Source organism: Terriglobia bacterium, from assembly GCA_020073085.1.
In the GTDB taxonomy this organism is placed as follows: Bacteria; Acidobacteriota; Terriglobia; order JAIQFV01; family JAIQFV01; genus JAIQFV01.
The window spans coordinates 263,295-287,900 of record JAIQFV010000003.1 but is presented as its reverse complement, the minus strand read 5'-3'; the positions used below and the strand labels follow the sequence as shown (position 1 = coordinate 287,900).

Annotated in this window: 17 protein-coding genes; 10 read left to right on the top strand and 7 right to left on the bottom strand. The window is 56.6% G+C overall.

All coding sequences use genetic code 11. From position 1 onward, the window contains the following. The first annotated feature begins 237 nt into the window (after positions 1 to 237). From LAO21_05480 to LAO21_05455, 6 genes are all read left to right on the top strand, one after another. Positions 238 to 957 carry a (Fe-S)-binding protein gene (locus LAO21_05480; protein ID MBZ5552152.1) on the top strand — a complete coding sequence of 240 codons (720 nt, stop codon included), beginning with the start codon at positions 238 to 240 and terminating at the stop codon, positions 955 to 957. Positions 958 to 999: 42 nt separating this feature from the next. After that, the gene (locus LAO21_05475) at positions 1,000 to 2,397 is read left to right on the top strand and encodes an iron-sulfur cluster-binding protein (GenBank protein ID MBZ5552151.1); all 1,398 of its coding nucleotides are present in this window, start codon (positions 1,000 to 1,002) and stop codon (positions 2,395 to 2,397) included. Then, positions 2,394 to 3,119, top strand: a complete 726-nt coding sequence (locus LAO21_05470; GenBank protein MBZ5552150.1) for a lactate utilization protein — start codon at positions 2,394 to 2,396, stop codon at positions 3,117 to 3,119. The genes LAO21_05475 and LAO21_05470 overlap by 4 nt, the downstream gene beginning before the upstream one ends. 156 nt (positions 3,120 to 3,275) lie before the next feature. Then, complete coding sequence (gene cysK, locus LAO21_05465) at positions 3,276 to 4,211, top strand: cysteine synthase A (protein ID MBZ5552149.1); 936 nt, start codon at positions 3,276 to 3,278, stop codon at positions 4,209 to 4,211. A gap of 68 nt (positions 4,212 to 4,279) precedes the next feature. Continuing rightward, on the top strand, positions 4,280 to 5,650 hold the full coding sequence (locus tag LAO21_05460) for a hypothetical protein (protein MBZ5552148.1): 1,371 nt from the start codon (positions 4,280 to 4,282) through the stop codon (positions 5,648 to 5,650). Between the two features lie 96 nt (positions 5,651 to 5,746). Beyond that, complete coding sequence (locus LAO21_05455) at positions 5,747 to 6,808, top strand: phenylacetate--CoA ligase family protein (GenBank protein MBZ5552147.1); 1,062 nt, start codon at positions 5,747 to 5,749, stop codon at positions 6,806 to 6,808. Here the strand turns inward: LAO21_05455 and LAO21_05450 are convergent. Continuing rightward, on the bottom strand, positions 6,805 to 7,281 hold the full coding sequence (locus LAO21_05450) for a peroxiredoxin (GenBank protein ID MBZ5552146.1): 477 nt from the start codon (positions 7,279 to 7,281) through the stop codon (positions 6,805 to 6,807). The two genes, LAO21_05455 and LAO21_05450, sit on opposite strands and share 4 nt — an antisense overlap. Before the next feature lie 468 nt (positions 7,282 to 7,749). Between LAO21_05450 and eno the strand changes: the two genes are divergently transcribed. Then, complete coding sequence (gene eno / locus LAO21_05445) at positions 7,750 to 9,033, top strand: phosphopyruvate hydratase (GenBank protein ID MBZ5552145.1); 1,284 nt, start codon at positions 7,750 to 7,752, stop codon at positions 9,031 to 9,033. 256 nt (positions 9,034 to 9,289) lie between these two features. On the opposite strand, the gene uvrB is transcribed toward eno, so the two are convergent. The 3 genes from uvrB to aroB all read right to left on the bottom strand — a co-directional run bounded on the left by uvrB (position 9,290) and on the right by aroB (position 13,431). Continuing rightward, positions 9,290 to 11,281 (bottom strand): excinuclease ABC subunit UvrB, encoded by a 1,992-nt coding sequence (uvrB, locus tag LAO21_05440; protein ID MBZ5552144.1) that lies wholly within the window; start codon positions 11,279 to 11,281, stop codon positions 9,290 to 9,292. A gap of 204 nt (positions 11,282 to 11,485) precedes the next feature. Further along, positions 11,486 to 12,220, bottom strand: a complete 735-nt coding sequence (gene ubiE / locus LAO21_05435; protein MBZ5552143.1) for a bifunctional demethylmenaquinone methyltransferase/2-methoxy-6-polyprenyl-1,4-benzoquinol methylase UbiE — start codon at positions 12,218 to 12,220, stop codon at positions 11,486 to 11,488. A gap of 11 nt (positions 12,221 to 12,231) precedes the next feature. Then, complete coding sequence (gene aroB / locus LAO21_05430) at positions 12,232 to 13,431, bottom strand: 3-dehydroquinate synthase (protein ID MBZ5552142.1); 1,200 nt, start codon at positions 13,429 to 13,431, stop codon at positions 12,232 to 12,234. A gap of 289 nt (positions 13,432 to 13,720) precedes the next feature. Between aroB and nadB the strand changes: the two genes are divergently transcribed. Both nadB and LAO21_05420 read left to right on the top strand, forming a co-directional pair. Next, positions 13,721 to 15,322 (top strand): L-aspartate oxidase, encoded by a 1,602-nt coding sequence (nadB, locus tag LAO21_05425; protein MBZ5552141.1) that lies wholly within the window; start codon positions 13,721 to 13,723, stop codon positions 15,320 to 15,322. A 16-nt stretch (positions 15,323 to 15,338) separates the two neighbouring features. Next, positions 15,339 to 16,583, top strand: coding sequence for a hypothetical protein (locus LAO21_05420; protein MBZ5552140.1), 1,245 nt, complete (start codon positions 15,339 to 15,341; stop codon positions 16,581 to 16,583). Between the two features lie 231 nt (positions 16,584 to 16,814). Here LAO21_05420 and LAO21_05415 read toward each other — a convergent pair whose 3' ends face one another. Then, positions 16,815 to 17,669: a hypothetical protein gene (locus tag LAO21_05415; protein MBZ5552139.1), complete on the bottom strand. Its 855-nt coding sequence runs from the start codon at positions 17,667 to 17,669 to the stop codon at positions 16,815 to 16,817. A 354-nt stretch (positions 17,670 to 18,023) separates the two neighbouring features. Between LAO21_05415 and LAO21_05410 the strand changes: the two genes are divergently transcribed. After that, positions 18,024 to 19,943, top strand: a complete 1,920-nt coding sequence (locus LAO21_05410; GenBank protein ID MBZ5552138.1) for a LysM peptidoglycan-binding domain-containing protein — start codon at positions 18,024 to 18,026, stop codon at positions 19,941 to 19,943. A gap of 62 nt (positions 19,944 to 20,005) precedes the next feature. Here the strand turns inward: LAO21_05410 and LAO21_05405 are convergent, their stop codons facing one another. Together LAO21_05405 and LAO21_05400 are read right to left on the bottom strand one after the other, a co-directional pair. Further along, complete coding sequence (locus tag LAO21_05405) at positions 20,006 to 21,259, bottom strand: hypothetical protein (GenBank protein MBZ5552137.1); 1,254 nt, start codon at positions 21,257 to 21,259, stop codon at positions 20,006 to 20,008. Between the two features lie 79 nt (positions 21,260 to 21,338). Further along, complete coding sequence (locus LAO21_05400) at positions 21,339 to 24,491, bottom strand: hypothetical protein (protein MBZ5552136.1); 3,153 nt, start codon at positions 24,489 to 24,491, stop codon at positions 21,339 to 21,341. Positions 24,492 to 24,606: the final 115 nt, after the last annotated feature.

Here is a 24,606-nt window from a genome sequence, read left to right as displayed (position 1 = left end):
CTGGGGCCATCGGTCTTCCCCTGGTCGCGTGTGGTAGTATCATCCTTTAGTGTTCGTCCAACCCCTATCCATCCATGATCCGGATGCGCAGGAACCAAAGGTTCAGCCTATTAGGGAGTCAGGAAAAGGAGGTTCCGGCTTTTTTCCGACATCTGACTTCCGACTTCGTCAGGAGCGTAGTGGGCAGAAGTTGAACTCTTTCCACACCGATGAGATAAGTTAAGGGCAGTTGTCCCCATGAAAATTCATCTCTTCATCCCCTGCCTGGTTGATCAGTTTTATCCTGGCGTGGCTGTCTCCATGTGCCGTGTGCTGAAAAAACTGGGGGTGGAATATGTTTATATGAGGGATCAGACCTGCTGCGGCCAGCCGGCGTTCAATTCCGGCTATCACGCGGAGGCCACCGAACTGGCGGAGCGCTTCCTGAGGGTGTTCGAACCGGCAGATACGCTCGTGGCGCCTTCCGGTTCCTGCGTCAGTATGGTGAAAATCTACTATCCACAGTTGGAGCTTTCACGGGCTGGAAGACGGACACTCGAGCGGCTGGGGCCGCGAATCTTCGAATTCTCAGATTTTCTCGTGCGAGAATTGAAAGTGGTCGACGTGGGTGCACAGTTCAGAGGCAAGGTGACCTATCATGACTCCTGCCACCTGTTAAGAGAGTTGAAGATCCAGGAGCCGCCGCGTCAGCTCATTCGAAATGTTCGCGGCCTCGAGTTTGTTGAACTGGACGACCTGCAAACCTGTTGTGGCTTTGGCGGGACCTTCGCAGTGAAATTCCCCGAAATATCGACCGCCATGGGGGCCGACAAAGCGGCGGCCATTGAACGCTCCGGGGCGGATGTCGTCGTCGCAAACGATTCGAGCTGTCTCATGCAGATTGCGGGAGTGCTCTCGAGGCGAAAGAGTCGTGTCGTGCCGATGCATCTGGCCGAGTTGTTGGCGCAGGGAATTTGATTGTGAGGCGGGCCTTCTGCCCGCGTTGCGGAAACGAAGCAAATGGCAGAGCAACCCATCAACTTTAAAGAAGCCGCCCGGAGGAATTTGGCGGCGCGGGATTTGCGCGAAAACCTCAGGCGAGCGACCACCCATTCCGCCAGCCTGCGTCTGCAGGCGGTTTTGGGCGTTCCGGAATGGGAAGATCTGCGCGCTGCGGCGCATGCCATCAAGGCGGAAGCCATCGATCACCTGGCGGAGTACCTGGAGCAGTTTGAAACTCAGGCCATAGAGGCCGGCTGCAAGGTTTATTGGGCCGAAACGGCGAGTCAGGCTGCTGAATACGTTGTGAATGTCTGCCGCCAAAGGGGGGCGTCTTTGGCCGTAAAGGCAAAATCCATGACCAGTGAAGAGATTGGGCTGAACGCTGCTCTGGACGCGGCCGGAATTCATCCGCTGGAAACCGACCTGGGTGAATTCATCATTCAACTGGCCGGCGAGACCCCCTCTCATATTACGGCCCCGGCACTGCACAAGTCCCGCACTCAAATCGGAAAACTTTTTTCTGAGAAACTGGGGATCAAGTTCTCCGATGACCCGAAGGAACTCACCCGCGCCGCTCGAGCGGTCCTGAGGGAGAAGTTCCTCGAAGCCAGCATCGGGATCACCGGGGTGAATTTTGCCGCGGCGGATACCGGCTCCATCGTGCTCATCACCAACGAAGGAAATGGGCGAATGTGCACGACCCTTCCACGCACCCACATCGCCCTCATGGGAATCGAAAAAGTCATCCCTCGATTGGACGATTTGCGCGTATTTCTGAAGCTCCTGGCCCGCAGCAGCACGGGACAAAAACTGACCAGCTACGTGACGATCCTCAATGGCCCTCGAAGGGCTCGAGATGCGGACGGTCCGGACGAAATGCATGTTGTTATCCTGGACAACGGCCGCAGCCGGCTTTTGACACACCCTCACACCCGCGAGGCGCTTTATTGCATTCGGTGCGGCGCTTGCCTCAATGTCTGCCCGGTTTACCAGAGGGTGGGCGGACACACCTATGGATGGGTTTATCCTGGCCCCATTGGCTCTGTGATCACCCCGGAACTGCAAGGTATTTCTCGTGCTCAGGAGTTGCCGTTCGCCTCCTCCCTGTGTGGAAATTGCTCCGCCGTCTGTCCGGTCAAGATTGACCTCCACCATATGCTTCTGTGGCTCCGAAAGAGTGCGGTCGATTCCTCTTTGACCTCACGCGGTGAACGGTGGATCATGAAAATGTTCACCGCGACGATGAAACGGCCTGTCCTGTATCACTGGACTCGAAGGCTGGGAAGGATGGCTCAGAGGATTCTCGCTCCGCGGGGGAAAGGCCTGCGAGTTCCCCGCTGGAGTGCGGGGAGGGATTTTCCGCCGTTACCTGAAAAATCGTTCCACCAGTTGTGGGAAGAAGGAGAAATCGATTGAACTTCCCAGCCGATGGCTCGCGCCAGCCTCTACTCGCAAAACTAAGACAACTCTGCGTGCCGGCTTCTTCCCTTTCCGAACCGCCCGCATCGAACGATTCTCTGCAACGGGGCCGGACACCTCAAGTCAGACTGCGGGAGGCGGTCACCGAAGCGACGATATCGCATCTGGCCCACGAGTTGAAGCGGCTGGGCGCTGAATTTCGGACAGTGGCTGGTCTGGAGAACCTTCCGGCCGCCATTCTCCAGTTGGCCCGGGAGTCGCACTATAAACGCTTGGCGGTGGGCACAGATCCGATTTTGAAAGAGGCCAATCTGGTCACGGGACTGCAGAATTTCCAGGATTTTAAGCTGATGCTTAACGAACAGACGTCTTCGCCTCCGGACCAACTCAGAGAGATGCTCTCCTTGTGTCAACTCGGCGTCACCGGCTGCGACGCCGTGATCGCTGAGACTGGAACGATGGTTCTTAGCCATGCCGGGTTCGGGGGGCGCTCGATTTCACTTCTGCCGGAATGTCACGTGGTCGTGGCAGTCAGATCGCAGATTTTCATCAGCCTGGATGAATGGATGGACTCACAGTCGCTGACCCCCGGAAGTTTCCCGACTTGTACCACCCTCATCACGGGTCCCAGCCGCACGGCCGATATCGAGAAGGTCCTTGTAACGGGTGTGCATGGCCCCCTGCGGCTGGTGTTGATGCTGGTCCAACGGGGGGATTGAGGTCCGTTCGTTGTGCGTGTGCCTGAGCTCAGGCCTCTTTCCGGTTGCGTTCTTTGCGAAATTGCATAGAATACCCGCTTCACTTCATCCGTTGTGAAAGTCTGGGCGGGGACGATCGGTGTGCTCGCTTGGAATGACCCTCTGGAGGAGATGCGAATGGCGAACATTAAGAACTCCATCACTGAAACGATTGGAAACACGCCACTGGTGCGTCTGAATCGAATTACAGGCGGCGCCGTGGCCGACGTTGTGGTGAAGCTGGAATCGATGAATCCCATGTCCAGCGTAAAAGATCGCATCGGGCTTTCCATGATTGAAGATGCCGAACGGCGAGGCCTCCTCGACAAGGAGACAGTGGTCATTGAGGCGACCAGCGGCAATACGGGCATTGCCCTCGCATTCGTGTGTGCGGCAAAGGGCTATCGGTGCATCCTGACGATGCCCGAGACAATGTCGCTGGAACGCCGGAAGGTGTTGCGCGCGTTGGGTGCCGAACTGGTTTTGACGCCGGGGACCGAAGGAATCAAAGGCTCGATCGCCAAGGCGGAAGAACTCGCCCGGTCCCTGCCCAAGGTGTTTCTGACTCACCAGTTCGACAATCCCGCCAACCCGGAGATTCATTATCAGACCACAGGCAGGGAGATCTGGGATGACACGGGCGGAGCGGTGGACATCATGATTGCAGGGGTGGGTACTGGCGGGACGATCACAGGCGCTGGAAAGTATTTACGCGAACGCAAGCCGTCGGTCCAGTTGATAGCGGTTGAACCGGACACCTCACCCGTCCTTTCGGGCGGAGCCCCCGGTCCTCATAAGATCCAGGGCCTCGGGGCCGGCTTCGTACCAGCCATTCTGGACACGAAGCTCTACAATGAAGTTTATCGGGCGACGCTCGATGAGTCCATCGCGATCTCACGACGCTTGGCAAAAGAGGAAGGAATTTTTGTCGGAATCTCCTCCGGCGCCATCGCAAGTTGCGCGTTGAAGGTGGGCGCACGCCCGGAGAATAAGGATAAGCTGATTGTCGCCATCATCCCCAGCTTCGGCGAGCGGTACCTCTCCACTGTGTTGTTTGAGGACATCGTGGCGTGATTGCCCCTTAAGAAAGCGCGTCTCTTCTGGTATCGCTCCTCAAGGAATCGGAAGTTTGTTGAAGGTCCATGATAAAAGCACGGCTTCTTTTGCATTTACTGAATCATCGCCGTAAGTTGAAAAGGCGGGAACGCTGGAACCGTGAGCAGTTGGAGTCCTACCAGTCTCAAGCCTTGGATCGACTTCGGACGTTTGTATACGGGCATTCTCCTTTTTATCGCGAATTTCACAAGGGTCGGCATCAAGCGCCTCTGCATGATCTTCCCATCCTTACCAAGTCCTTGTTGATGGAGAACTTCAATGACTTAGTCACTGACCGCAGCATCCGTCTCGACGAAGTCAGGGCTCATCTGGGTCGCCTTCCCAGGGAGGAGAAATATCAAGGCCGCTACTGGGTCAGCCTGACTTCGGGCAGTGCGGGATATCCGTCAATCAACCTCTTCAACGACAATGAATGGGCGTGTGTGCTGGCGTCCGCCATTCGATCTTATGAATGGGCCGGAGTCAGGATTCGCCCATTGCGACGCGCACGGGCGGCCGCGATTATCTCGGCTAAACCTGCTGGAATGACGGCGCGCGTAACGGGAACGTTTCGTTTCTGGTGGTTCCCCACCCTCCGAATGTTCTCCAACGAACCTCTCCGGAGCATTGTGGAACGACTCAACGCATGGCAGCCGGAAATCCTTCAAGGGTTTTCTTATATGATCGCTTTGTTGGCGGAAGAACAGTTGGCCGGCCGGCTGCGGATATCGCCCAGCGTTGTCGCGACGGGAGGAGACCTATTGCCAAAATCCCAGGTGGAACATATCGAGGCAGCCTGGAAGGGGCGTCGCTTTGATCGATACGCCAGTGGGGAGAGCGGGGTCGTGGCTTCGGAGTGCGCCGGGCATCATGGTTTACACCTATACGAGGACCTGTCGATTGTGGAAGTGGTGGATCAGGAGAATCGTCCCGTCCCTCCCGGCGAATCGGGCAGCCGGGTATTGATTACCGCCCTGACGAAACATACCCAGCCCCTGATTCGTTACGAAATGAGTGACCTTGTCCGACTCTCTACTGATGTTTGTCCCTGCGGGCGCTCCCTCCGTCTCATCGATGAATTACATGGTCGTGTCCAGCAGACCCTGTACTTTCCTTCCCCGACACTCGGCCTGGTGGCCGTGCCTCCCGATGTGTTTCATCGAGTCATCGATCTACTCCCCATCGCCGGGTGGCAAATCCTTCAGCAGCGGGACGGTTTGATTGTTCATTTGCGGAAGGTGCCGGAAGGATTCTCGGATGAAGCCCTGGCGGATTCCCTGCGAGGTGCGATTTCAGCCATGGGAGGCATCGCCCCGCCCATTACCGTGAAACGAGTTTCCCAAATCCTGTGCGAAGCCAATGGCAAAGCTCCCCTGATCAAATCGTTCGACCAGGAATCGGTGGCCCCTGCTCCCTAATATACGCGGAAGAACACCCCCCCGATGAGTGCCCCCTCCCTGTCATCCGCGGCATAAACATCGCATCGAGGCGGGCTGGGATTGGGTCAACAGGCCATGTTCAAGGCACAAATTCTCCTTCGATTGTTGAAGCTCCGGCGCGAGTTACGCCGCCGGGAGCGCTGGGACCGGGAGCGGTTGGAGTCTTACCAGTCTCGAACCTTGGATCGTCTTCGAGCGTTTGTATACCCCCGTTCCCCGTTCTATCGCGAGTTCCACAAGGGGCGGTACCAGGCGTCGCTTCAGGAACTTCCCATCCTCACAAAATCCATGATGATGGAGAACTTCGATGACTTAGTCACTGATCGCTCCATTCGTCTCAAGGAAATCGGGGATCATCTGGCTCGGATTCCTGAAAAGGAGAGACATCGAGGACGCTACTGGGCCAGCTTCACCTCGGGGAGCGCAGGATCTCCCGGGGTCTACCTCTTTAATGACAAGGAATGGGCGGTCGTCCTGGCATCGGCCATACGTTCTTATGAATGGGCGGGAGTCCGGGTCCGCCCTCTCCGCCGGGCGCGGGCCGCTGCAATCGTCTCTTCCAATCCCTCTGAAATGTCGTCTCAGGTGACAGCTACTTTTCATTTCTGGTGGTTTCCCACCCTGCGATTGTTCCCCGACGATGCCCTTCCGGGCAATGTGGAGCGACTCAATGCATGGCAACCCGAGATCCTGCAGGGGTTCTCCGAAGCGATTGAGTTACTGGCCGAAGAGCAATTGGCGGGCCGCCTGCGGATTTCCCCCCGGATCATCGCCACGGGGGGCGAAGTACTGCCCACGTCCCAACGAGAGAACATCGAGGCTGCCTGGAAGGTCCGTCCCTTCGATCGGTATGCCTGTACGGAGACCGGGGTCGTGGCTTCGGAGTGCGCCGAGCATCGGGGATTACATCTCTACGAAGATTTGTCGATTGTGGAGGTGGTGGATCAGCAGAACCGCCCCACTCTTTCCGGTGATTTGGGAAGCCGGGTACTGGTTACGGCCCTGACTAGATACACCCAGCCGCTGATTCGTTATGAATTGAGCGACATGGTCCGTGTGTCGGCGGATTCCTGCCCCTGCGGTCGTCCGTTTCGCCTTATCGAGGAATTACAGGGCCGAATCGAGCCAACCCGTTAGTTCTTGACGTCTCTTCCCGGGAGATTCTGGAGGGCCGCCAACAGTTCTGCGCTGTGATTGCCGACGTTGACTTTGTCAAAAATCTTGCGAATGACGCCGGACTTGTCGATCACGAAGGTCGTCCGCCGGGCATACTTCAACCCCAGGAAGCTTCCCATCACCCCATATTCAGTGGCGGCGACGCGGTCGTGGTCACTCAGCAAGGTGAAGTTCAGCCCATATTTCTGCGAAAACTTCTGGTGGGATTCAACACTGTCCAGGGAAACGCCGAGGACCTCGGTGTCCCTCGAGGCGAACTGCCCCAGGTCGTTGCGAAAACTGCAAGCTTCCCGAGTGCATCCCGGCGTGTTGTCCTTGGGATAGAAATAGAGCACGACGTTCTTCTTGTTCTGAAAGCTGGATAAGCGTATCTGTTGTCCGGCCTGCGAGGGGAGCTCGAAATCGGGGGCCGGATCACCTTCCTTGAGCTTCATCGTCGTCTCCTTTGGATTTGAAAACGCCTCGTAGTAGAACATTACCGTGGCGGTCAGGCCAACCATGGCGACCAACACGTACAACGTCTTTGTCATCGGGGTGTTTTCCATTTCGAGCAATATCTTAGCATAGAGCGCTGACATCGGGTGCCGCAGACATGCGGTCCTTGCGGGTCTGCAATTCAGGGATAAGCAGGAATCAACCTCATCTGCCGCCTTTTTGTGTCTCCAAGGTCGGAAGCGGGCGATGCCGGCGGCGTGACGCTCTTTGCATGAACCCGGGGTGTCGATCTGACTATTCGAGACCATCGATCGATGAGATTTCAAGCGGGACCGTAGCGGAATCATCGGCCGTTTGCTATGATTCCCCGGTCTTTGAGTCTTACTTCGGCAAAAGTCAATTGCAGGGAGCTCTCCCTCGAGGGGTGCACTCTTAACGATCTCCCTGACAAGAAAGGAACCTTTTTCATGTCGATATTGAAGTCAATTCATGCGCGAGAGGTTCTCGATTCTCGTGGAAATCCCACCGTTGAAGTGGAAGTTACTCTCAAGAACGGCATCAGAGCCTCGGCCATTGTTCCCTCCGGCGCGTCGACGGGAGAGCGAGAGGCCATGGAGTTGCGCGATACGAAGTCGAAGAGGTACTCCGGCAAGGGCGTTCAAACCGCTGTGGCCAATGTCAACAAAATCGTCGCTCCACGACTCCGGGGAATGAATGTCTTTGACCAGGCGGCCGTTGACCGGAAGATGATCGCTTTGGATGGGACACCGAACAAATCGAAGCTTGGAGCCAATGCGATTCTCGGCGTATCGTTGGCGGTATCCAAAGCCGCCGCGCACACAAAGGGGATCCCGCTCTTCCGTTATCTGGGCGGAAGAAACGCCAATCTGCTTCCCGTTCCCAGCATGAATGTCATCAACGGTGGCCGGCACGCGGATAACAACGTCGATTTTCAGGAGTTCATGATCGTCCCCCACGGCGCCTCAAGGTTCTCAGAAAGCATCCGCATGGGGATTGAAACGTTTCACGCGCTGAAAGGCATCCTGAAAAAGAAGGGATACAGCACGGCGGTGGGTGATGAAGGGGGATTTGCGCCCGAGTTAAAATCCAATGAAGAAGCGGTTGAAGTCATCCTGCGAGCCATCGAGTCGGCTGGATACAAACCGGGCAAGCAGGTTTCTATTGCCCTTGATCCGGCAGCCAGCGAACTTTACGATTCAGGCCGGTACTTCTTCTGGAAGTCCACTCGAGTCAAGAAGACCACCGCCCAGATGATTCAATTGTGGGAAAAATGGGTGCGGCACTACCCCATCGTCTCCCTGGAGGATGGGCTGGCGGAGAACGACTGGGAGGGCTGGAAGGAGTTGACACGAACACTCGGCAGAAAGATCGAACTGGTCGGTGATGATGTCTTTTGTACCAACCCTCAAATCATTGCTCGTGGGATCAAGGAAGGTGTGGCCAACTCGGTTCTCATCAAGCTCAATCAAATCGGGACCCTCACGGAAACCCTCGATGCCATCCGGACGGCCCGCAAGGCGGGGTATGGGATTTTTGTTTCCCATCGGTCCGGCGAAACCGAGGATGCGACCATTGCCGACCTGACCGTGGCCGTCAGCGGCGGCAAAATCAAAACCGGCTCCGGGTGCCGGAGCGAGCGCATTGCCAAGTACAACCAGCTGCTTCGGATCGAAGAAGAGCTGGGATCGCGCGCCCGGTTTGCGGGGCGGAAGGCGTTTGTGCACGGGTGAAGAGAAGGTGTCAGGTTCCGGGTGTCGGGCGTCAGAAAAGAAAGAAGCCTGAGGCCGGAATACAGAGGTCAGAAATCAGAAGTCAGAGTTCGAAGGCAAGAGGCCAGAGAGCAGGAAGCCAGAAAGCCGAAGAAGCACTAGGGGTTTTAACTTTGAATTAGAACTTTGAACTGGGTTTCCAGACTTTGGACCTTGGACTTTGGACTAGGTCATTTGAACTTTGAACCTTGAACTGGGTTCTCTTGAACTTTGAACTTTACATTACAGAAGACACCGCTCTCGATTTCAAGTCACGAATCCGGTCCCTCAACGACGCCGCCTTCTCAAATTCAAATTTCTTGGCGGCGTCGCGCATTTGCCGCTCCAGCGTGGCGACGAGTTCATCAAGCCGCTCGGGCTCAGCGACCCACATCTCGTCAGGAAGTTCGGTTTCCACCTCGACATAGTCCGCGGCGGCGATCGCCACCAAGGTCATATCGATCGGCTTGATGATGGACTCCGGCGTAATGTGATTCTCTTCATTGTAGCGCATCTGAATCGCCCGCCGGCGGTTCGTTTCCGCGATGGCAGTTTCCATCGATTGCGTGCTCACATCCGCATAGAGGATGGCTTTTCCATGGAGGTGTCGTGCTGCCCGGCCGATCGTTTGGATGAGCGATCCCGAGGAACGCAAAAATCCCTCTTTATCGGCGTCGAGAATCGCCACCAGCGAGACCTCCGGCAGGTCGAGTCCCTCACGTAACAGGTTGATGCCGATCAGGGCATCAAACTCTCCTTTTCGCAGGTCTCGCAGGATCTTGATGCGATCCAGGGTTTCGATGTCGGAATGCAAATAACGGCAGCGCACCCCCGTCTCCGTAAGGTACTCCGTCAAATCTTCCGCCATGCGCTTGGTCAGGGTCGTCACGAGGACCCGCTCCCGGCTCTCGGCACGCAGTTTAATTTCGTGCATTAAGTCATCGATCTGCCCTTTAACGGGGCGCACCTCGACCGCGGGATCCACGAGCCCGGTTGGCCGTATCACTTGCTCCACAAACGCTCCCCCCGTCTTCGTCAATTCATAGGGACCGGGGGTGGCAGAGACATAAATGGCCTGGTTCACGCGTTTTTCAAATTCCTCGAACGTGAGCGGCCGGTTGTCGAGGGCGGACGGAAGGCGGAACCCGTACTCGACCAGGTTTTCCTTCCGGGAGCGGTCGCCGTGGTACATCCCGCGGACCTGCGGGATGGTCTGGTGGCTTTCATCGACAACCAGCACGGCGTCGCGAGGAAGGTAATCCAGCAGCGTCGGGGGCGCCTCGCCCGGCTTCCGATCAGTGAAGTGGCGCGAGTAGTTTTCGATGCCGTGGCAATACCCGATCTCACGTATCATTTCGACGTCGAAGAGGGTGCGCTGGCGCAAGCGTTGTGCCTCGATCAGTTTCCCCTTGGCCTCCAGCCGCGGCACCCAATCCTCCATTTCTGCCAGGATCCGCTCAATGGCAATCTCCAGCGTGGAGCGCGGCATCACAAAATGGGTTCGCGGATAGATCGGCATCCGAATGAAGGTTTCCTTAACCGCCCCGGTCAGCGGATCCACGCGCGAGAGACTTTCTATCTCGTCCCCCCACAAAGCGATTCGAAGCGCATCGTCGGAATAGGTGGTGAAGACCTCAATCACGTCCCCGCGAACCCGAAAGGTCCCGCGCTTGAACTCCGTGTCATTCCGCTCGTAAAGAATCTCGACCAGTCGGTGCAGGATTTCCTTTCGGGCGATGCGCTGTCCCTTTTCCAGAAACATCAACATGCCGTAATAAGCTTCCGGTGATCCGAGCCCATAAATACAGGATACGGAAGCGACAATGATGCAATCCCGCCGCTCGAAAAGAGACTTGGTCGCCGACAGCCGCAGCTTGTCGATCTCCTCGTTGATCGTGGCTTCTTTCTCGATGTAAGTGTCGGTCGCGGCCAGGTAGGCCTCCGGCTGGTAGTAATCGTAATACGACACGAAATACTCGACTGCATTGTGTGGAAAGAAGGCGCGAAACTCGTGATAGAGCTGTGCCGCCAGGGTCTTGTTATGGGCAAGCACGAGGGTGGGACGATTCACCGTCTCAAGGACTTTGGCGACGGTAAACGTTTTTCCCGAGCCCGTCACCCCGAGCAACACCTGGTGCTTTTCACCATCGGTGAGGGCCTCAACGAGCTCGCCAATCGCCGTGACCTGGTCACCGCGGGGAACAAATGAGGTTGCGAGTTTGAAATCCATAGTAGTTGCCGGTTGCCAGTTCTCAGTTGCCAGCTCTCAGTTGTCGGTTGCGAGTAGTCAGGAATTAGCCTTGGGCACTTAGATCGTGCTGCAAGTCACCCAATGAACCAATATTAGAACTTAGTTCACGCAGTGAAAAACCATCGACCTTGAACACTAACAAACGGGAACTGACAACTGAGAACTGAGAACTGGCAACTGCACTTACGCCTTCGTTCCCAAATGCAGCGCCGCAATGCCGCCGGTCAAATTGAAGAAGACGACATTGACAAAGCCAATCTTTTCCATCAGCGCTCTGAGTTCCTCCCGGGTCGGAAACTTCGATACGGAATCCGGAAGGTAGTCGTAGGGTCCTTTCACCCCGCTCAGCTGCGCCCCCAGCCAGGGCAGCACCTTCGAGAAGTAGACCTGGTACAGATGTCGAAACCCCGGCATGCGGGGCCTGGAGAATTCCAAAACCGCCAGGACTCCGCCGGGCCGCAGGGCTCGGCACATCTCCGACAACCCGTCCTCATAGTTTTCCAGATTCCTCAATCCGAAAGCGATGGTGACCGCATCAAAGCTTGCCTCCCGAAGGGGCAAATTCAGGGCGTCGGCTTCATATAGAGCAATCCGGGAACGATGATTCTGCCGGGCCAGTTTGTGGGCGCCGATCACCAGCATGGGATGACAGAAATCCAGTCCCACGACCCGCCCGGAGGTGGCCGCGCCCAGGGCGGCAGTGAGGTCTCCCGTTCCACAGGCAAGATCAAGCGCATCGAAGTCGCGGCGATTGAGGCGCGCCACAATTTGTCGAACTGCAAATCGACGCCACCGCCGGTCAAAATTAAGCGAAAGCACGTGATTGGCCAGGTCATAGCGAGGTGCAATGGCCCCAAACATGGCGCGCACATTTTCTGCTTTTCTTGCCTGACTGCCTCGGGAGGTGGCGGTCTTCATTCGATCTGCTCTCATAAGGATCGTCGACGGCTGTTTTTCCGCTCGCCTTGGCTAACCGGGCTCACCTCGACGAAACCGATGGGCCGGGAATTCCTCACCTGGCTCCAGGCTCCATCGTCTCGCAGGCTTTCGTTTTGAATCTCGCGGTACGCCCCGCGGATCATTTTGGCGTCAACCCCCTCGACGACCTTTACGGAACCGATCTCCGTGGGGAGAACCAATTGAAGTTTACCTGCAATCGCCTTCTTGTCGTGCCGCATATGTTTGAAAATTGTATCCGCGGCGAGGTCCGAAATTCTTGGCAATGGGCCGGCCGCGCCGATGCACGCGACCACGCGCCTGGAATCAGCCGGGGACATCAACGAGAGCTTTTCCGCCAGGCGCGTTGCCATGAGCATGCCCCACGCCACCGCTTCTCCATGTTTGAACCGCCGGTAGGAGGTTCCGGCCTCCAGGGCGTGCCCAAGGGTGTGCCCGAAATTCAGGGTCTTGCGAATTCCGGATTCCCGCTCGTCCTTCCCCACGATCGCGGCCTTGGCAAACGCACAATGGCGGATAACCGTCTCGAGTGCTTTCAGATCGCATTGCAGCAGATCTTCAATCCGGGATTCGATGAATGCAAACAGCTCCCGGTCCTCAATCACGCCATACTTAATGGCCTCATAAAGGCCTGCCCGAAGCTCTCGAGGAGGCAGGGTTTTCAAAAACAGCGGATCGGTGACCACCAGAGCAGGCTGGTAAAAAGCCCCGACCATGTTCTTTCCTTCAGGCAAATTCACGGCAGTCTTTCCGCCGATGGAACTGTCGATCTGCGCCAGCAGCGAGGTTGGGATCTGAGCCAGTGGCAGCCCCCTCAAAACAGAGGAGGCCACAAATCCGGCCAGGTCTCCCACCACGCCCCCGCCCAGCGCCACGATCAGGGACTTGCGGTCTGCTCCCCGGCGGACGAGTTCCCGGCAGAGCCACTGGTACCATCGCATATTCTTGAAACGCTCCCCGTCCGGGATCAGCAGGGGAACAGCCGAAGCCAGGATGCTGCCTTTGGAGCGGACCCGCTGCGAGTACTTGCCCCAGATCGTGCGGTTGGTGATCAGGAACACCTTGGTGCTCGACTTGACAAGGCTCTTCAATGCGGGATTCTCAGTCGCTTCGCCTCGTCCCAGGATAATGGAATACCGGCGCGTGGCGATTGGGACTTGAATTTCAATCATAGCGCTTCCCCATGGCCGCCTCGTGGGTCAAGAGTCTCAAGCCGATGGCATGAGGTCGGATTAAATTTCAAGGCCCGGGGCGAGCCCCCTGAGGGGAACCGGCAGGCTCCCTGGCCCGATCGTTCCTTTGTGGACGGGAACTCTCGAGTACCCTCCGACCGCGTGTTCAAAACAAATAACGTATCACACCCCTTTGAGTGCCAGCAATCGAATTCCCCATCCCCTGCTTGTGCAGATTGTGAAAAATCCTCCGCTGAAAAACTATTGCTCAAATTTTTTTTGCTAGGGTATGATGACCTTGCGTATGAAGTCCTGCGAGTTGGAGAAAACAGATTTCTTGATTGTGGGGAGCGGGGTCGCCGCCATGCGGTGCGCCCTCGCGCTCGCCGACTCGGGAAGTGTCCTGATGCTGACGAAGCAGTGTTCCGTCGCGCAACCCTCCAAGCACTCGGACGGGGTGATCGCCATCGCCTCCAGCGACGAGGAGGAGATCCGGCTTCATTATGAAGACACCCTCTGTGCGGGAGAGGGGCTGTGCAAGACCGAGGCGGTGAAAGTGCTTGTGGAGGAGGGTCCTCGCTACATGGAGGAATTGGTCTCTTGGGGTGCCTCCTTCGAGCGCCACGCCGGAAGGGTTCTATCGCCCAAGCCCGGGGCCGAGCCAAGATCATACGTATTCAAGGGACGTTCTCAGAGCACAACGAACGAAATACTCGAGACCCTGAACCGTCGGATCGCCGGTCTTCCGAACGTCAAAGTTCTAAAGAACACGGCGGCAGAAGATTTGATCATCAAGAATGGCTCGGTAGTGGGGGCGCATTACTGCGATCTCAAAACGGGTCGTCAACATACGGTCTCTGCCCGCGCAGTGTTTGCAGGAACGGGCGGAATGGGCCAACTCTATCCCGAAACCACGAATACGGAGCTTTCGACCGGCGATGGACTGGCCATTGCATTCCGCGCCGGGGCGGAACTGAGCGACATGGAGTTCATCCAGTTCCATCCCACGGTGCTTAACCTGAAGAACGCTCCCCGCGTTTTACTGCCGGAGTCCTTGCGCGCAGAAGGGGCCTATCTTCGCAATGCCGATTTAGAGCGGTTTATGCACCACTATCATCCCCAGGAAGAACTGGCCCCGCGCGACGTGGTGAGCCGGGCCATCCTGATGGAGATGGTCAAGACCCAAAGCAGCTACGTTTATCTGGATTGCACCCATCTCGATGGGGAAATTCTGAAGCGTCGATTTCCCGCCGTGTACGAGATGTTCCTCGAATTCAATATCGATATTTCGGAAAACATGATTCCGATCCATCCCGCTGCTCATTACTGCATCGGAGGCATCAAGATCGATACTCAGGGGAGAACCTCCCTGCGGGGTCTTTACGCCGCGGGTGAGGCATCCTGTTCAGGCGTCCACGGCTCCAATCGCCTGTCCTCAAATTCGCTTCTTGAGAGTCTCGTGTTCGGTGCCCGGGCGGGCGAGGCGATGCGCGGAGAAAACCCTCCTCCTCCGGTCCCGATGCACTCCAACGGTCATTCCGAAAAGGCCGCTTCAAGCGGGAAAGGACACGTCCTGGCGGAGGAACTGGTCGGACGGTTGAAGAAGGTGATGTGGCAATTTGTCGGGGTCATCCGCTCAGGGCTGAGTCTCAGGCATGCTCTCAAGGAACTCGAAGAGTGCGAGGCCCACGCCCGCCCCTGCGACAGCACCCCCCACGCCTTACGGCTCCGCAATCTGCTCTCCGTGGCCAGCGTCGTCACGGCCTCGGCCCTGGCGCGAGAAGAGAGCCGCGGGGCCCACTATCGCGAAGACTTTCCACTCCGAAAGGATGCCAGGTTCTTAAAACACTCCAGCATTTCGAAGAACCACGCGGTCTGCTTCACTGAATGAGACCCGCCCTTCTTGAATGAGACAAAAATTCAATGGTTTCCTCCTCGGATTGATCCGGTTCCAACCCCCTCCAACGGTTCCGGCTGCGGGGTCCCCCCTCTCAGCCCTGTGGACCTTTCCCAGCGTGCTGGTCGCTTCTTTGATGATTGCCTGGGCCGCCGAAGCCGCCCAATTCTTGATCTCTCAAGGATTGGCGCTCGCGATCCTGGCCTGGCTGCAAACGTTGCCCGAATTCGCAGTTGAATTCGTTATCGCCTGGGAAAAGAGAGTCGATCTGATGACGGCCAACCTGACCGGGTCGTTGCGTCTCCTGGTCGGGCTGGGCTGGCCGCTGATTTACGCTACAGCGGCGTTCTTCAACCGTAGGAAAACCAAACAGCCGCTCCGCGAGATCGTGCTCGAACGCGAACACGCGGTCGAGGTCGTCTCCCTGGCGGCACCCATCCTCTATTTCTTTATCATCCTCCTCAAAGGGCAACTCTCCGTCTTTGACAGCGTCATCCTGATGGCCATCTATTTCGTGTATCTCTACATTCTTCAGCGAATTCCGCCTCAGAGCGAAGAGAAGATTGAAGAACTCGAATATATGCCCCGGAAAATCATGACCTCGTCGCGGGGCGTGAGAAACACCGCGATTGTTGGCCTTTTTCTGGGAGGGGGCCTTGTCATGTATTTTGTGGCGGAACCCTTCCTCCACAGCATGCTGGTGCTCGCTGTTTCTGCGGGAATTTCCCAGTTTGTCTTTGTCCAGTGGGTCGCCCCGTTTTTATCGGAGTTTCCCGAAAAAGTCTCGGCTCTTTACTGGGCGCGAACCGTCAGGAACGCCCCCCTGGCCCTGATGAACATGGTGTCCTCAAATATCAATCAGTGGACCTTGCTGGCCGCCATGTTGCCAATCGTCTATTCGATACGGATGGGGGCGCTTACACCCATTCCCTTCAACGCCCACCAGAAACTAGAGATTGCCCTGACCATCTCGCAGTCCCTCCTGGGATTGGTCCTGCTCATTAACATGCGGTTCAGCTGGTTTGAAGCCTGCCTTCTGTTCACCCTATGGTTTGTCCAGTTTGTGTTTTCAGCGGTGACCCCCAGTGAATCCTTCTTTTCCGTGCATCTGATCGTCACGATCCTCTATTTTGTCTGGTCTGCCGTGGAGCTTGGCCGAATGACTTTTGGAAACCGGGAATTCACGGCATTCAAGGTTTTCCGCGATCTGGCAAAGACTCATCTGACAAAGCCGGCCAAGTCATCCACGAAATAAAAAGCCGGCAACCGCAAATTGCGGTGGCCGGCCAATTTGAAATCGGCCTTAAATTCTATCCCACGTTATTCGCCACAATTTATCCCAAGGTAGCGACGAAATACGGGCCGATACCTCTCAGAATCGCCTCGCCATGCTTCAATCCGCATTCCGAAATCCACAATCCGCAATCGAAACGCCCCCGGCATAAGATTGCCTGGGCGGTTCTACACAGCTTCGAGTCGCGAGCCCCTAGAATGGATAAGGAAACCTTCTGCGATCCCTGGGGTCTGCTCCGCCCTGTCGTGGGGGCGGCCCGGGACGTTCGTAGTACCGGTCGCTGGACGGGTCGCGCCCAAAGTGCGTCAACTCGCCCTCATCAAAGACCAGATTCCGGTCCAGGGTCATGTCCACTTCCGTCCCGCGATAGAGATCAACCTCATTGCCCCGCTGCACCAGTGCCACGATCAATCCCGCCACAGCCCCTGCTCCCGCACCGATGGCTGTTCCCATCCCAGGATGACCGGAGGCACCCCCAGCGATGGCCCCAATCGAAGTCCCGGCCGCCCCAGTAGCGGCAATAGTACCGGCATCCCGGCCCTTCGTTCCCTCGGCTTCGATTTTCCCTTCCTTCAAGTTTCCAGGAATTCGCGCGTCGGCTTGTGAGACCGTCGCCGTAAATTCCCTGGTCGTTCCATTGGGCAGCGTGAGGCTGTCGAAACGGAGATACATCTCTGCACGCCCTTTGACCCGCCCCGACCGTTTGACCTCAGTGATTGTTCCACGGACGTAACTGCCCACCGGAATGATCACGCGGTTGCCTATCGTAATGGGAAACATGGTCTCCAGATAAACCGGATCCCCAGCCTTCGCGTTCCGGGAACTTACAAAGTTCACCACCGACAGAGGGATGCGGGTGCCGGATGGAACGATCACTTCCCGGCGCTCCACCCTGGGATCCTCCGAAGCCGGCTGCGCCTGTGTGGATGGGGGTCCCGCACTGGCTTCCTTCACGTCTTCCGCCTTCTTCACCGGCGGTTCCTGTGTGGGGCTCTGTCCCAAAGCGATGCTGACGACTCCCGCCAGGAGAACCGGTAATATTCGCATCTGGCGCCACCTCTTTGTCAACATAACTCCTCCCGTCTCTTGATTTCTGGCCAACATTCCAAGTCACTCACCCTTCGATTCTGTGTGGGGCCCTTCGGGTTCTTTGAACCGCCGAGAATCGATCCTCGGCTCAACCTTAGTTGGGCAGTCCTCAGTTCTACCCTGATATTATACTCCTCTTCGGACCGCGTATACCTCAAGACCTTCTTTACTTCCACAGCTATGCACATAGATTCATCAGCATTTACTTTGGTTGTTTAATACTGTAAAAATGCCGTCCAAATTGACTCTCCCAGGGGGCTCGTGTAAGATGAGCGCGGTTTTTCTTTATTTTGAGTGCGGACTCATTGCCAGATGGTTTCATTCAAGAGAGCGGCGACACCGGCCAAATTTCTTCTCCTCCTTTGTCTGGCGTGGGTTTTCGCCTCCTGCGACAGCACGAGTGCCCGAAAGAAACCGATCGTCAGTCCGCCCGTAATCACCGTTCCCTCTCCCCTGCTCTCAAAACTCCCGGTGCCAAACAGGTATCCCCTCCCGGCAGACCTGGCTCCCGAACCCTTCGACGCCGCTAAAAAGATCATAGAGCAGGCGGAGGCGGACTTCCGGCAAGGAGAAGACGATTACCATCAGGGCCATCTGGATCGTGCCAAGAGGTCGTTCGACCGTGCAGTGGACGTGATGTTGCAATCCTCTCTTCCATTACATTCGGACGAACGGCTTGAGAAAGAGTTCGACAGCCTGATTGACCGCATTCATGCCTACGAGGTCATCGCCCTCAAGGAAGGCGATGGATTTACGACTCAGAAATATGAACCGGCCCCCTCGGATGAAATCCTGGACATCGAAACCTTCCCCTCGAGAATTGATGAAAAACTCAAAGCGACGGCCGAAAAGGAATTGACCGAGGTCTCCCACGACCTTCCCATCACGGTCAACGAGCGCGTCTTGAATTTTCTTGATTACTTCGCGCGTGGACGGGGGCGCGGGGCGATGGAAAACGGGCTGCGTCGGGTGGGCGCCTTCCGGCCGATGATTGACCGAGTTCTCCGCGAAACGGGGGTTCCGAAGGACCTTATCTATCTGGCTCAAGTGGAGAGCGGATACCAGCCGCTGGCATTGTCCAATAAGAAAGCCAAGGGGATCTGGCAATTCGTGCCCTTCCGGGGCGCAGAGTATGGGCTCGTGCAGAATTGGTGGGTCGACGAACGCCAGGATCCGGAAAAATCGACCCGGGCCGCCGCGCAGCATTTGAAAGACCTGTATGAGGAGTACGAAGATTGGTATCTGGCCATGGCGGCTTATAACTGCGGTCCGGGCAATGTCCAAAAGGCCATCGAGCGCTCCGGTTATGCCGATTTTTGGCAGATGGTCGCTCACCATGTGTTGCCCCTTCAAACAGAGAACTATGTTCCTGCCATCCTGGCAGTCACCATTATTGCCAAGAACCCGGAAAAGTACGGATTCAACGTGGAGCCTTTGCCCCCACGGGTGACCGAGCGGGTGACCGTATCAACCCCTACAGATCTGCGGCTGATCGCGGAAACGATCGATACCTCCGTGGAAAATCTCCAGATTTTGAATCCCCAACTTCTTCGGATGACGACCCCTCCCAACGAGCCGGATTTTCAACTCAATCTCCCCCCCGGAACAAAAGAAAAATTCACCCAGGAAATTGCCGTGATCCCGGAGGACAAACGCGTGCTTTGGCGTCGACACCGCGTCGGCCCGGGAGAGACGCTCTCCACGATAGCAAGCAGGTACCGCACCACGGTGAGCGCCATCGCGCAAGTCAACCAGTTAACCCAGGGATCCAAGTTGGAAGAAGGGACTAAGATTATCATCCCCGCCGCCTCCTCAGGCACGAAAACCACGGTGGTCAAACACCGTGTGGAGCGGGGGGAGACGCTTGGAATGATTGCGGCAAGATACGACGTGACGCAGAGCCAGCTTCGGAAGTGGAACCGGCTCGGATTGAACTCCAGGATCCGTCCCGGCCAGCGACTGACAGTTCGAATGGCGGCTGAGGACATTCCAAGCCGGGTCGCCGGCACACCAAGAGGACAGATAAAGACGTCCGCTGCGAGCGCCCCCCGAAAAGCTGTTTCCTCGAAGCGGTCCGGGACGGTAGTTCACAGTGTCCGGCCGGGAGAAACGCTCTTTTCCATCGCCCAGAACTACAACACCACAGTGGAGTCCTTGAAACAAATCAACGGAATCCGAAATGTCCGGCAGCTCCGGGTCGGAGACAGGATCCGGATTACCGTGGTTCAATGACGGAGCTGTAAGCCCTCCATCCATCTGAACTCCAATCCGTGTCCCGTCCTCTGGTTTCCACCTCACCCCGAGCTTTGCTCACTCTCCTTCTGTTGCTTTGTAGCAAGGACCGGCCGCAAGTTCGTAAGGGTCTTCAAGGTGTTGAACCAGAATGGCGCCCCCAGGCTCAGCAAGGCGGCTGCACAGAGAATCCCGGCCAGGTGCCGCTTCCAATGGGGGTGGCGGGGCAGAAAATCCCATCCCGGATAGGGGTCCGGAACCAACTGGAATTCGGTCTTATTCAATTCGTCTTTGAGGGAGTTCACCTGCATCTTCAGCGAATCCATGCGGGTCCTCAGGGTCGCCTGAAGTACCTCGCGATACTCCTTGACGAGCGTTTCGGCTTGATCACTGTCTTTTACCTGCTCCCTGATCCAGGTTTCAGCTTCCTCATTGCTTTCAAGGACCGGTGGGAAGGGGAGCAACTGGTTGGCGAGCGGGTCCTGACCTTTCAGTTGCTTCATCGCTTCAACAAACGGTGAAGACGAAGTCTTGCCCAGCACATCCCCCGCCTGGTGGGTTATCGTTTCGGCGCTCGCCACAAGGCTGGCGCGCACCGTCGCATCGGACGACAGCTGTGTCGAAAGCCGGAAGGCGTCCAAGTGCAAGACAAATGCAAGAAGGAACGACATGATCACCGTCCAGATCCGCATCTGCATGGCAAAACGCTGCGACACGCGGTCCATGGTGGAGTTGAATCCCTGCTCGATATCCCCGATGGCTTTCTGGGCGCTCGCGGCCAGTTGTGGAAAAAGGGTATCCAGGGTCTTGATCAATTCGGGGGACAGGTCCTGGATCTTTCGGGTGACCAGGTGAAACCGGGCCTCAGCGTTGGCATCGCTCTCGGTCAACGCCTCGGCAAGCTTTTCCTGCCATTCGCCTGATTCCCCTTTCTGGAGAGGTGCATGCGCCAGGGTTCGTAACGAGAATAGAAACTCCTCCGGGCGTATCGTTGAGGCCAGCCGCCATTGGGATACCAGCCGTTCGACCCAGCCGATCTTCTGGGCCAGCCACGCCAGCCATGGCAGCCGTTTCTCAAATTTCGAAAATGTGGAGTCTGAAATTGAGGGTTGGTGCAGGATTTTGTCAGCAATCTCCCCGGTGTGCTTATCGAGCGCCGGATCGATTGTCCGGAGCAATTCTTCAATCCCCCATTTCAAGTTGGTTCCACGCAATCCGAAGAATGCGGAAATCATTTGCGTCATAATGGTAATCAGAAGGCTGACCCCCACCATGACCACCGCGAAGGCGATGAACGTATCAAGATGCTGAAGCATGCTGAGTCCTCCCATCTTCCCTCACGGGAAAAATCTTTGTGCAACCAGGGTCCTGGATAAAACCATCCCCGGCCGTCCCTCACCAGCCCGTGCTGACTAACCGTTGCTGAACAAGCATCTCTGACTTGGGGGGGATGGTCCCTGTGAGAAAGTCCGGCAGATTGAATTCGGATTGTTGCTTTACCACTATCAAATCCAGAATGGCTTTTGTTTGAGCAGCCGTGGGATCGAAGATCGAGGCCGCTTCAAGGAAGACCATTGAACCCAATGGACGGACGGCATCGCCTCCATAAACGCTCTTGATCCTGTCATTGAAGGTCTCAGTGATCTTTGAGCCAAAGCTTGCAAGGGTGGCCACTGCGTCGGAAGGCCGGGTTCCTGCCTCCTGCAGGAACCTTGCGAGGGCAACAGCGGCGTCCCGCGCCCCACGGGCGGTGCTGGCCTCAACGGCCAACAAGCCGGTAAGAAGGACATCATTCATCCCCTCCACGGCATCTTTCTGCAGGCGGGGGGCCTGGTCGGGTTTGAAGAATCCGGCGGTGACTCCCATTCCGGGTGTTTCGGCCAGGAGATCATGAACGCTCTGCAAGAGTATTCTAAGGTTTTGAGATGTCTGCTGAGAGCCCACCAGGCTTTTTCGCTTCTCCCCATCCTGAAAATCCCAATAGACATCATCAGGGGGCGCCCACGCCGGCATGGCGGCATAGACGAGCAGGACGCCCGCCGGTTCGATGTTTCCATAGTTCTTAAGGTTTTGAAAGTAATAGAACGGGATCAGGTGTTTCAGCTTCGACTGGAGACGCAGCGAAACGTCCCGGTATTGAGGAGAGTTCTTGTCCGGTGACGCCTTCAGCCAGGCCGAGGCGACAACACCCGGTACGCTGACTTCAAGCGAGATGAGGGTGTTCCCAAAATTATCGGAGCCAGGGCTCGCCTCCGGATCAGCCACTTTGTCCAGGGCGTCGATCCACATAAGAAATGGATCGCCGGCGGTGCCGGCGCTGGAGGCGAATACATCCGGAAAATACGAGGCAACATACGGTTTGAGCTGAAACAACAGATCCGCACGCCTCATGCCTTTCTTTGCTTGCCGAAACGTATAGGAGTAGCTCAACGGCGCCGTGGAATGCACGCGAACCTGGTTGTTGCCGACTTTTAGATATCCGCCTACAGCCAGCCGGCTGTTTCTCCTGTTCTTTGATGTCACGACATCTTCGGCATCCAGTTCATACAGAAGGAGGCGACCCTCTTCGGCTTCCACTGCATTGACCTTGGCCAAGGCCGTGTTGATATGGTCGAGCGAGCACTCGAAAAAGGGAAAGTTGATTTCGACATGAGTGTTCCGCTGGATTTGGTGTGTCAGAGTGGCCACGTTGAGCGTGATGCCTGGCCGGCGCTCGATGAGGAGGGTGTCAAACTTCCCTGAAAGGGCCTGCCGGAAGGCGTCCAGCGACCCCGTCACGCCGAAGTCAAAAACAATGTCCAGCAGCGCCGTGCGGGACGTTGACGACTGGAAAGCTGCATTGAATTGAACCCCGTACGTCCGCGTGAGCGCTTTCAGGCTCGCGTCAAAGAACTCCTGACCCTTATCGAGGACCAGGTGCATTGTCTTCCGGATCTCATCCAGCCTCGCAAGGTCCAAAGATTCACTGAGAAAGCCTGACAATCGGCCTTTGAGCCATTCATCGAGGGCATCGAACCCGGCCCGGTCTGAAACGCTTTCAATGAGCTTGAGATCTAGGTGGGATTTGATAAATTGGCTGAGTTTCACGAGGACAGTTTTCTCGACGACATCGTCTGCCAGGAGATCACCGGTCACCCGGGCGATGCGCTGAAGCTCCTCAAACTCGCGGGTACCGGACAATGCTTTCAGGACCGCCCCGGCCGCGGCAGACTCCAGCCACCGCCCCACCGCACTCTGAAAGAATTCAACGTCTCCTAACAGAGTGCGGATGAAACACGCGGCGTCATCCTGCTGCCCCCCGGCAATCTTCCTGGCGGCCTCCCGAACCGCGATCAGATGATCCTGTGTATGCGAAGGATCCGCGTCAACGAGGCTCTCCAAAAGAGTGGCCACGCCATGGGGAAGGCTGTCCCACAAGTCGAGGAAGCCGAGGAGTTTTTTCTTCGACTCTTCAAACAGCTTCAAGGGGTCAATGCTGGTAACTTCACGGAGGAAATTCAATCCGTAGTCCGCGCTCACACCGGCCAAGCCTTCAGACGGGGAGAGTTTCGGGTCGGTCCACTTCTTGAGAAGCCGTAGATCCCTGACAATCTGAGCGCCATGCACCCCGAAGACAGCTTGGATGAAGCCCTGCATCTTTGCGGGCAAGAACCCCCCTCCTTGAACAGTGGCTCCAGCATCGAACGCAAAGTTCCAGCCTTTTTTGCGCTGCTTGAACAACCTCAGGCGGAGGCGTTTGTCCTGGTCGTCAGCCGACTCACGACTGACCACGACGGCATATTGCCCGCTGGCTTCAAATCCCAGCGCCGCTGAGATGCCCAGCTGAAGTTGCAGACCGATGTCTCCCTTGAGTCCACCCATCTGCGCCTGTTGAACCCAATTGAAGTTATAGCCGAACTGAGCACCCAACTGGAGGGCGATTGAGCCTTCGACATCGGCGATGAGCCACGTCCCGGGCGTGAGGTCGTCAACCGAGCCAATCTGGGAGGGCATCATCCAGCTATTGAGCGTCTCGCCCACCGTCGTCAGCGCCCCGGTGTTCTTCTCAAGTCGTCGAATGACAGCATAGAGGCCCTCCTGCCCCCCATCCACGCCAAACGTGACCGCTCCGGGGGCTCCCATTGCGATAGAGCCGCTGGCCGAGCCTTTGACGTCATACCCCCACCGCAGGGCGGAGTATAAGACGTCGGGGTCGTTCTCCAGCTTCATTCCCGGCTCAATGTTGTCGTTGAGCTCGAGGCCTCGAAGCATTGCGTCCGGGTCGAAATACACGCCGAGTTGTGCAAAGGCGCTCGCGCTACCATTGAAGCTGACTTCGGCGTTTCCACTTCCAAAGAGAATATCCCGGCCTGCGCTGGCCTTGATCGCCTCGCGTCCCAGCTCGATTGTTCGTTGAGGAAATGGCGAGTCCGTAGCCAGAGCAGAAACGACGTCCAGATCGGCGACCGGGAAGACAATTTCCAAACCGACAGCCGAACCGCCGCCAAGGAATTTCTTGTTTCTCTCGAATTCAATGAGCTTTGACGAATTTGAAGGTGGAGAGCTCAATTCGGTGCCTCTTCCAGTCGATTGCGAGCAGGATAAGAGACCTCAGGATTAGATTCAAATTTGCGACAAATAATAAAAGAGAGTTCAACCGATGGAGATCATGATGTCGAAAACA

Bases quoted from the DNA above. Each gene is read 5' to 3' on its own strand.
- LAO21_05480 (MBZ5552152.1), top strand. From the start codon at position 238: ATGAAAATTCATCTCTTCATCCCCTGCCTGGTTGATCAGTTTTATCCT.
- LAO21_05475 (MBZ5552151.1), top strand. From the start codon at position 1,000: ATGGCAGAGCAACCCATCAACTTTAAAGAAGCCGCCCGGAGGAATTTG.
- cysK (MBZ5552149.1), top strand. From the start codon at position 3,276: ATGGCGAACATTAAGAACTCCATCACTGAAACGATTGGAAACACGCCA.
- LAO21_05460 (MBZ5552148.1), top strand. From the start codon at position 4,280: ATGATAAAAGCACGGCTTCTTTTGCATTTACTGAATCATCGCCGTAAG.
- LAO21_05455 (MBZ5552147.1), top strand. From the start codon at position 5,747: ATGTTCAAGGCACAAATTCTCCTTCGATTGTTGAAGCTCCGGCGCGAG.
- LAO21_05450 (MBZ5552146.1), bottom strand. From the start codon at position 7,281: ATGAAGCTCAAGGAAGGTGATCCGGCCCCCGATTTCGAGCTCCCCTCG.
- eno (MBZ5552145.1), top strand. From the start codon at position 7,750: ATGTCGATATTGAAGTCAATTCATGCGCGAGAGGTTCTCGATTCTCGT.
- uvrB (MBZ5552144.1), bottom strand. From the start codon at position 11,281: ATGGATTTCAAACTCGCAACCTCATTTGTTCCCCGCGGTGACCAGGTC.
- ubiE (MBZ5552143.1), bottom strand. From the start codon at position 12,220: ATGAAGACCGCCACCTCCCGAGGCAGTCAGGCAAGAAAAGCAGAAAAT.
- aroB (MBZ5552142.1), bottom strand. From the start codon at position 13,431: ATGATTGAAATTCAAGTCCCAATCGCCACGCGCCGGTATTCCATTATC.
- nadB (MBZ5552141.1), top strand. From the start codon at position 13,721: ATGATGACCTTGCGTATGAAGTCCTGCGAGTTGGAGAAAACAGATTTC.
- LAO21_05420 (MBZ5552140.1), top strand. From the start codon at position 15,339: ATGAGACAAAAATTCAATGGTTTCCTCCTCGGATTGATCCGGTTCCAA.
- LAO21_05415 (MBZ5552139.1), bottom strand. From the start codon at position 17,669: ATGCGAATATTACCGGTTCTCCTGGCGGGAGTCGTCAGCATCGCTTTG.
- LAO21_05410 (MBZ5552138.1), top strand. From the start codon at position 18,024: ATGGTTTCATTCAAGAGAGCGGCGACACCGGCCAAATTTCTTCTCCTC.
- LAO21_05405 (MBZ5552137.1), bottom strand. From the start codon at position 21,259: ATGCTTCAGCATCTTGATACGTTCATCGCCTTCGCGGTGGTCATGGTG.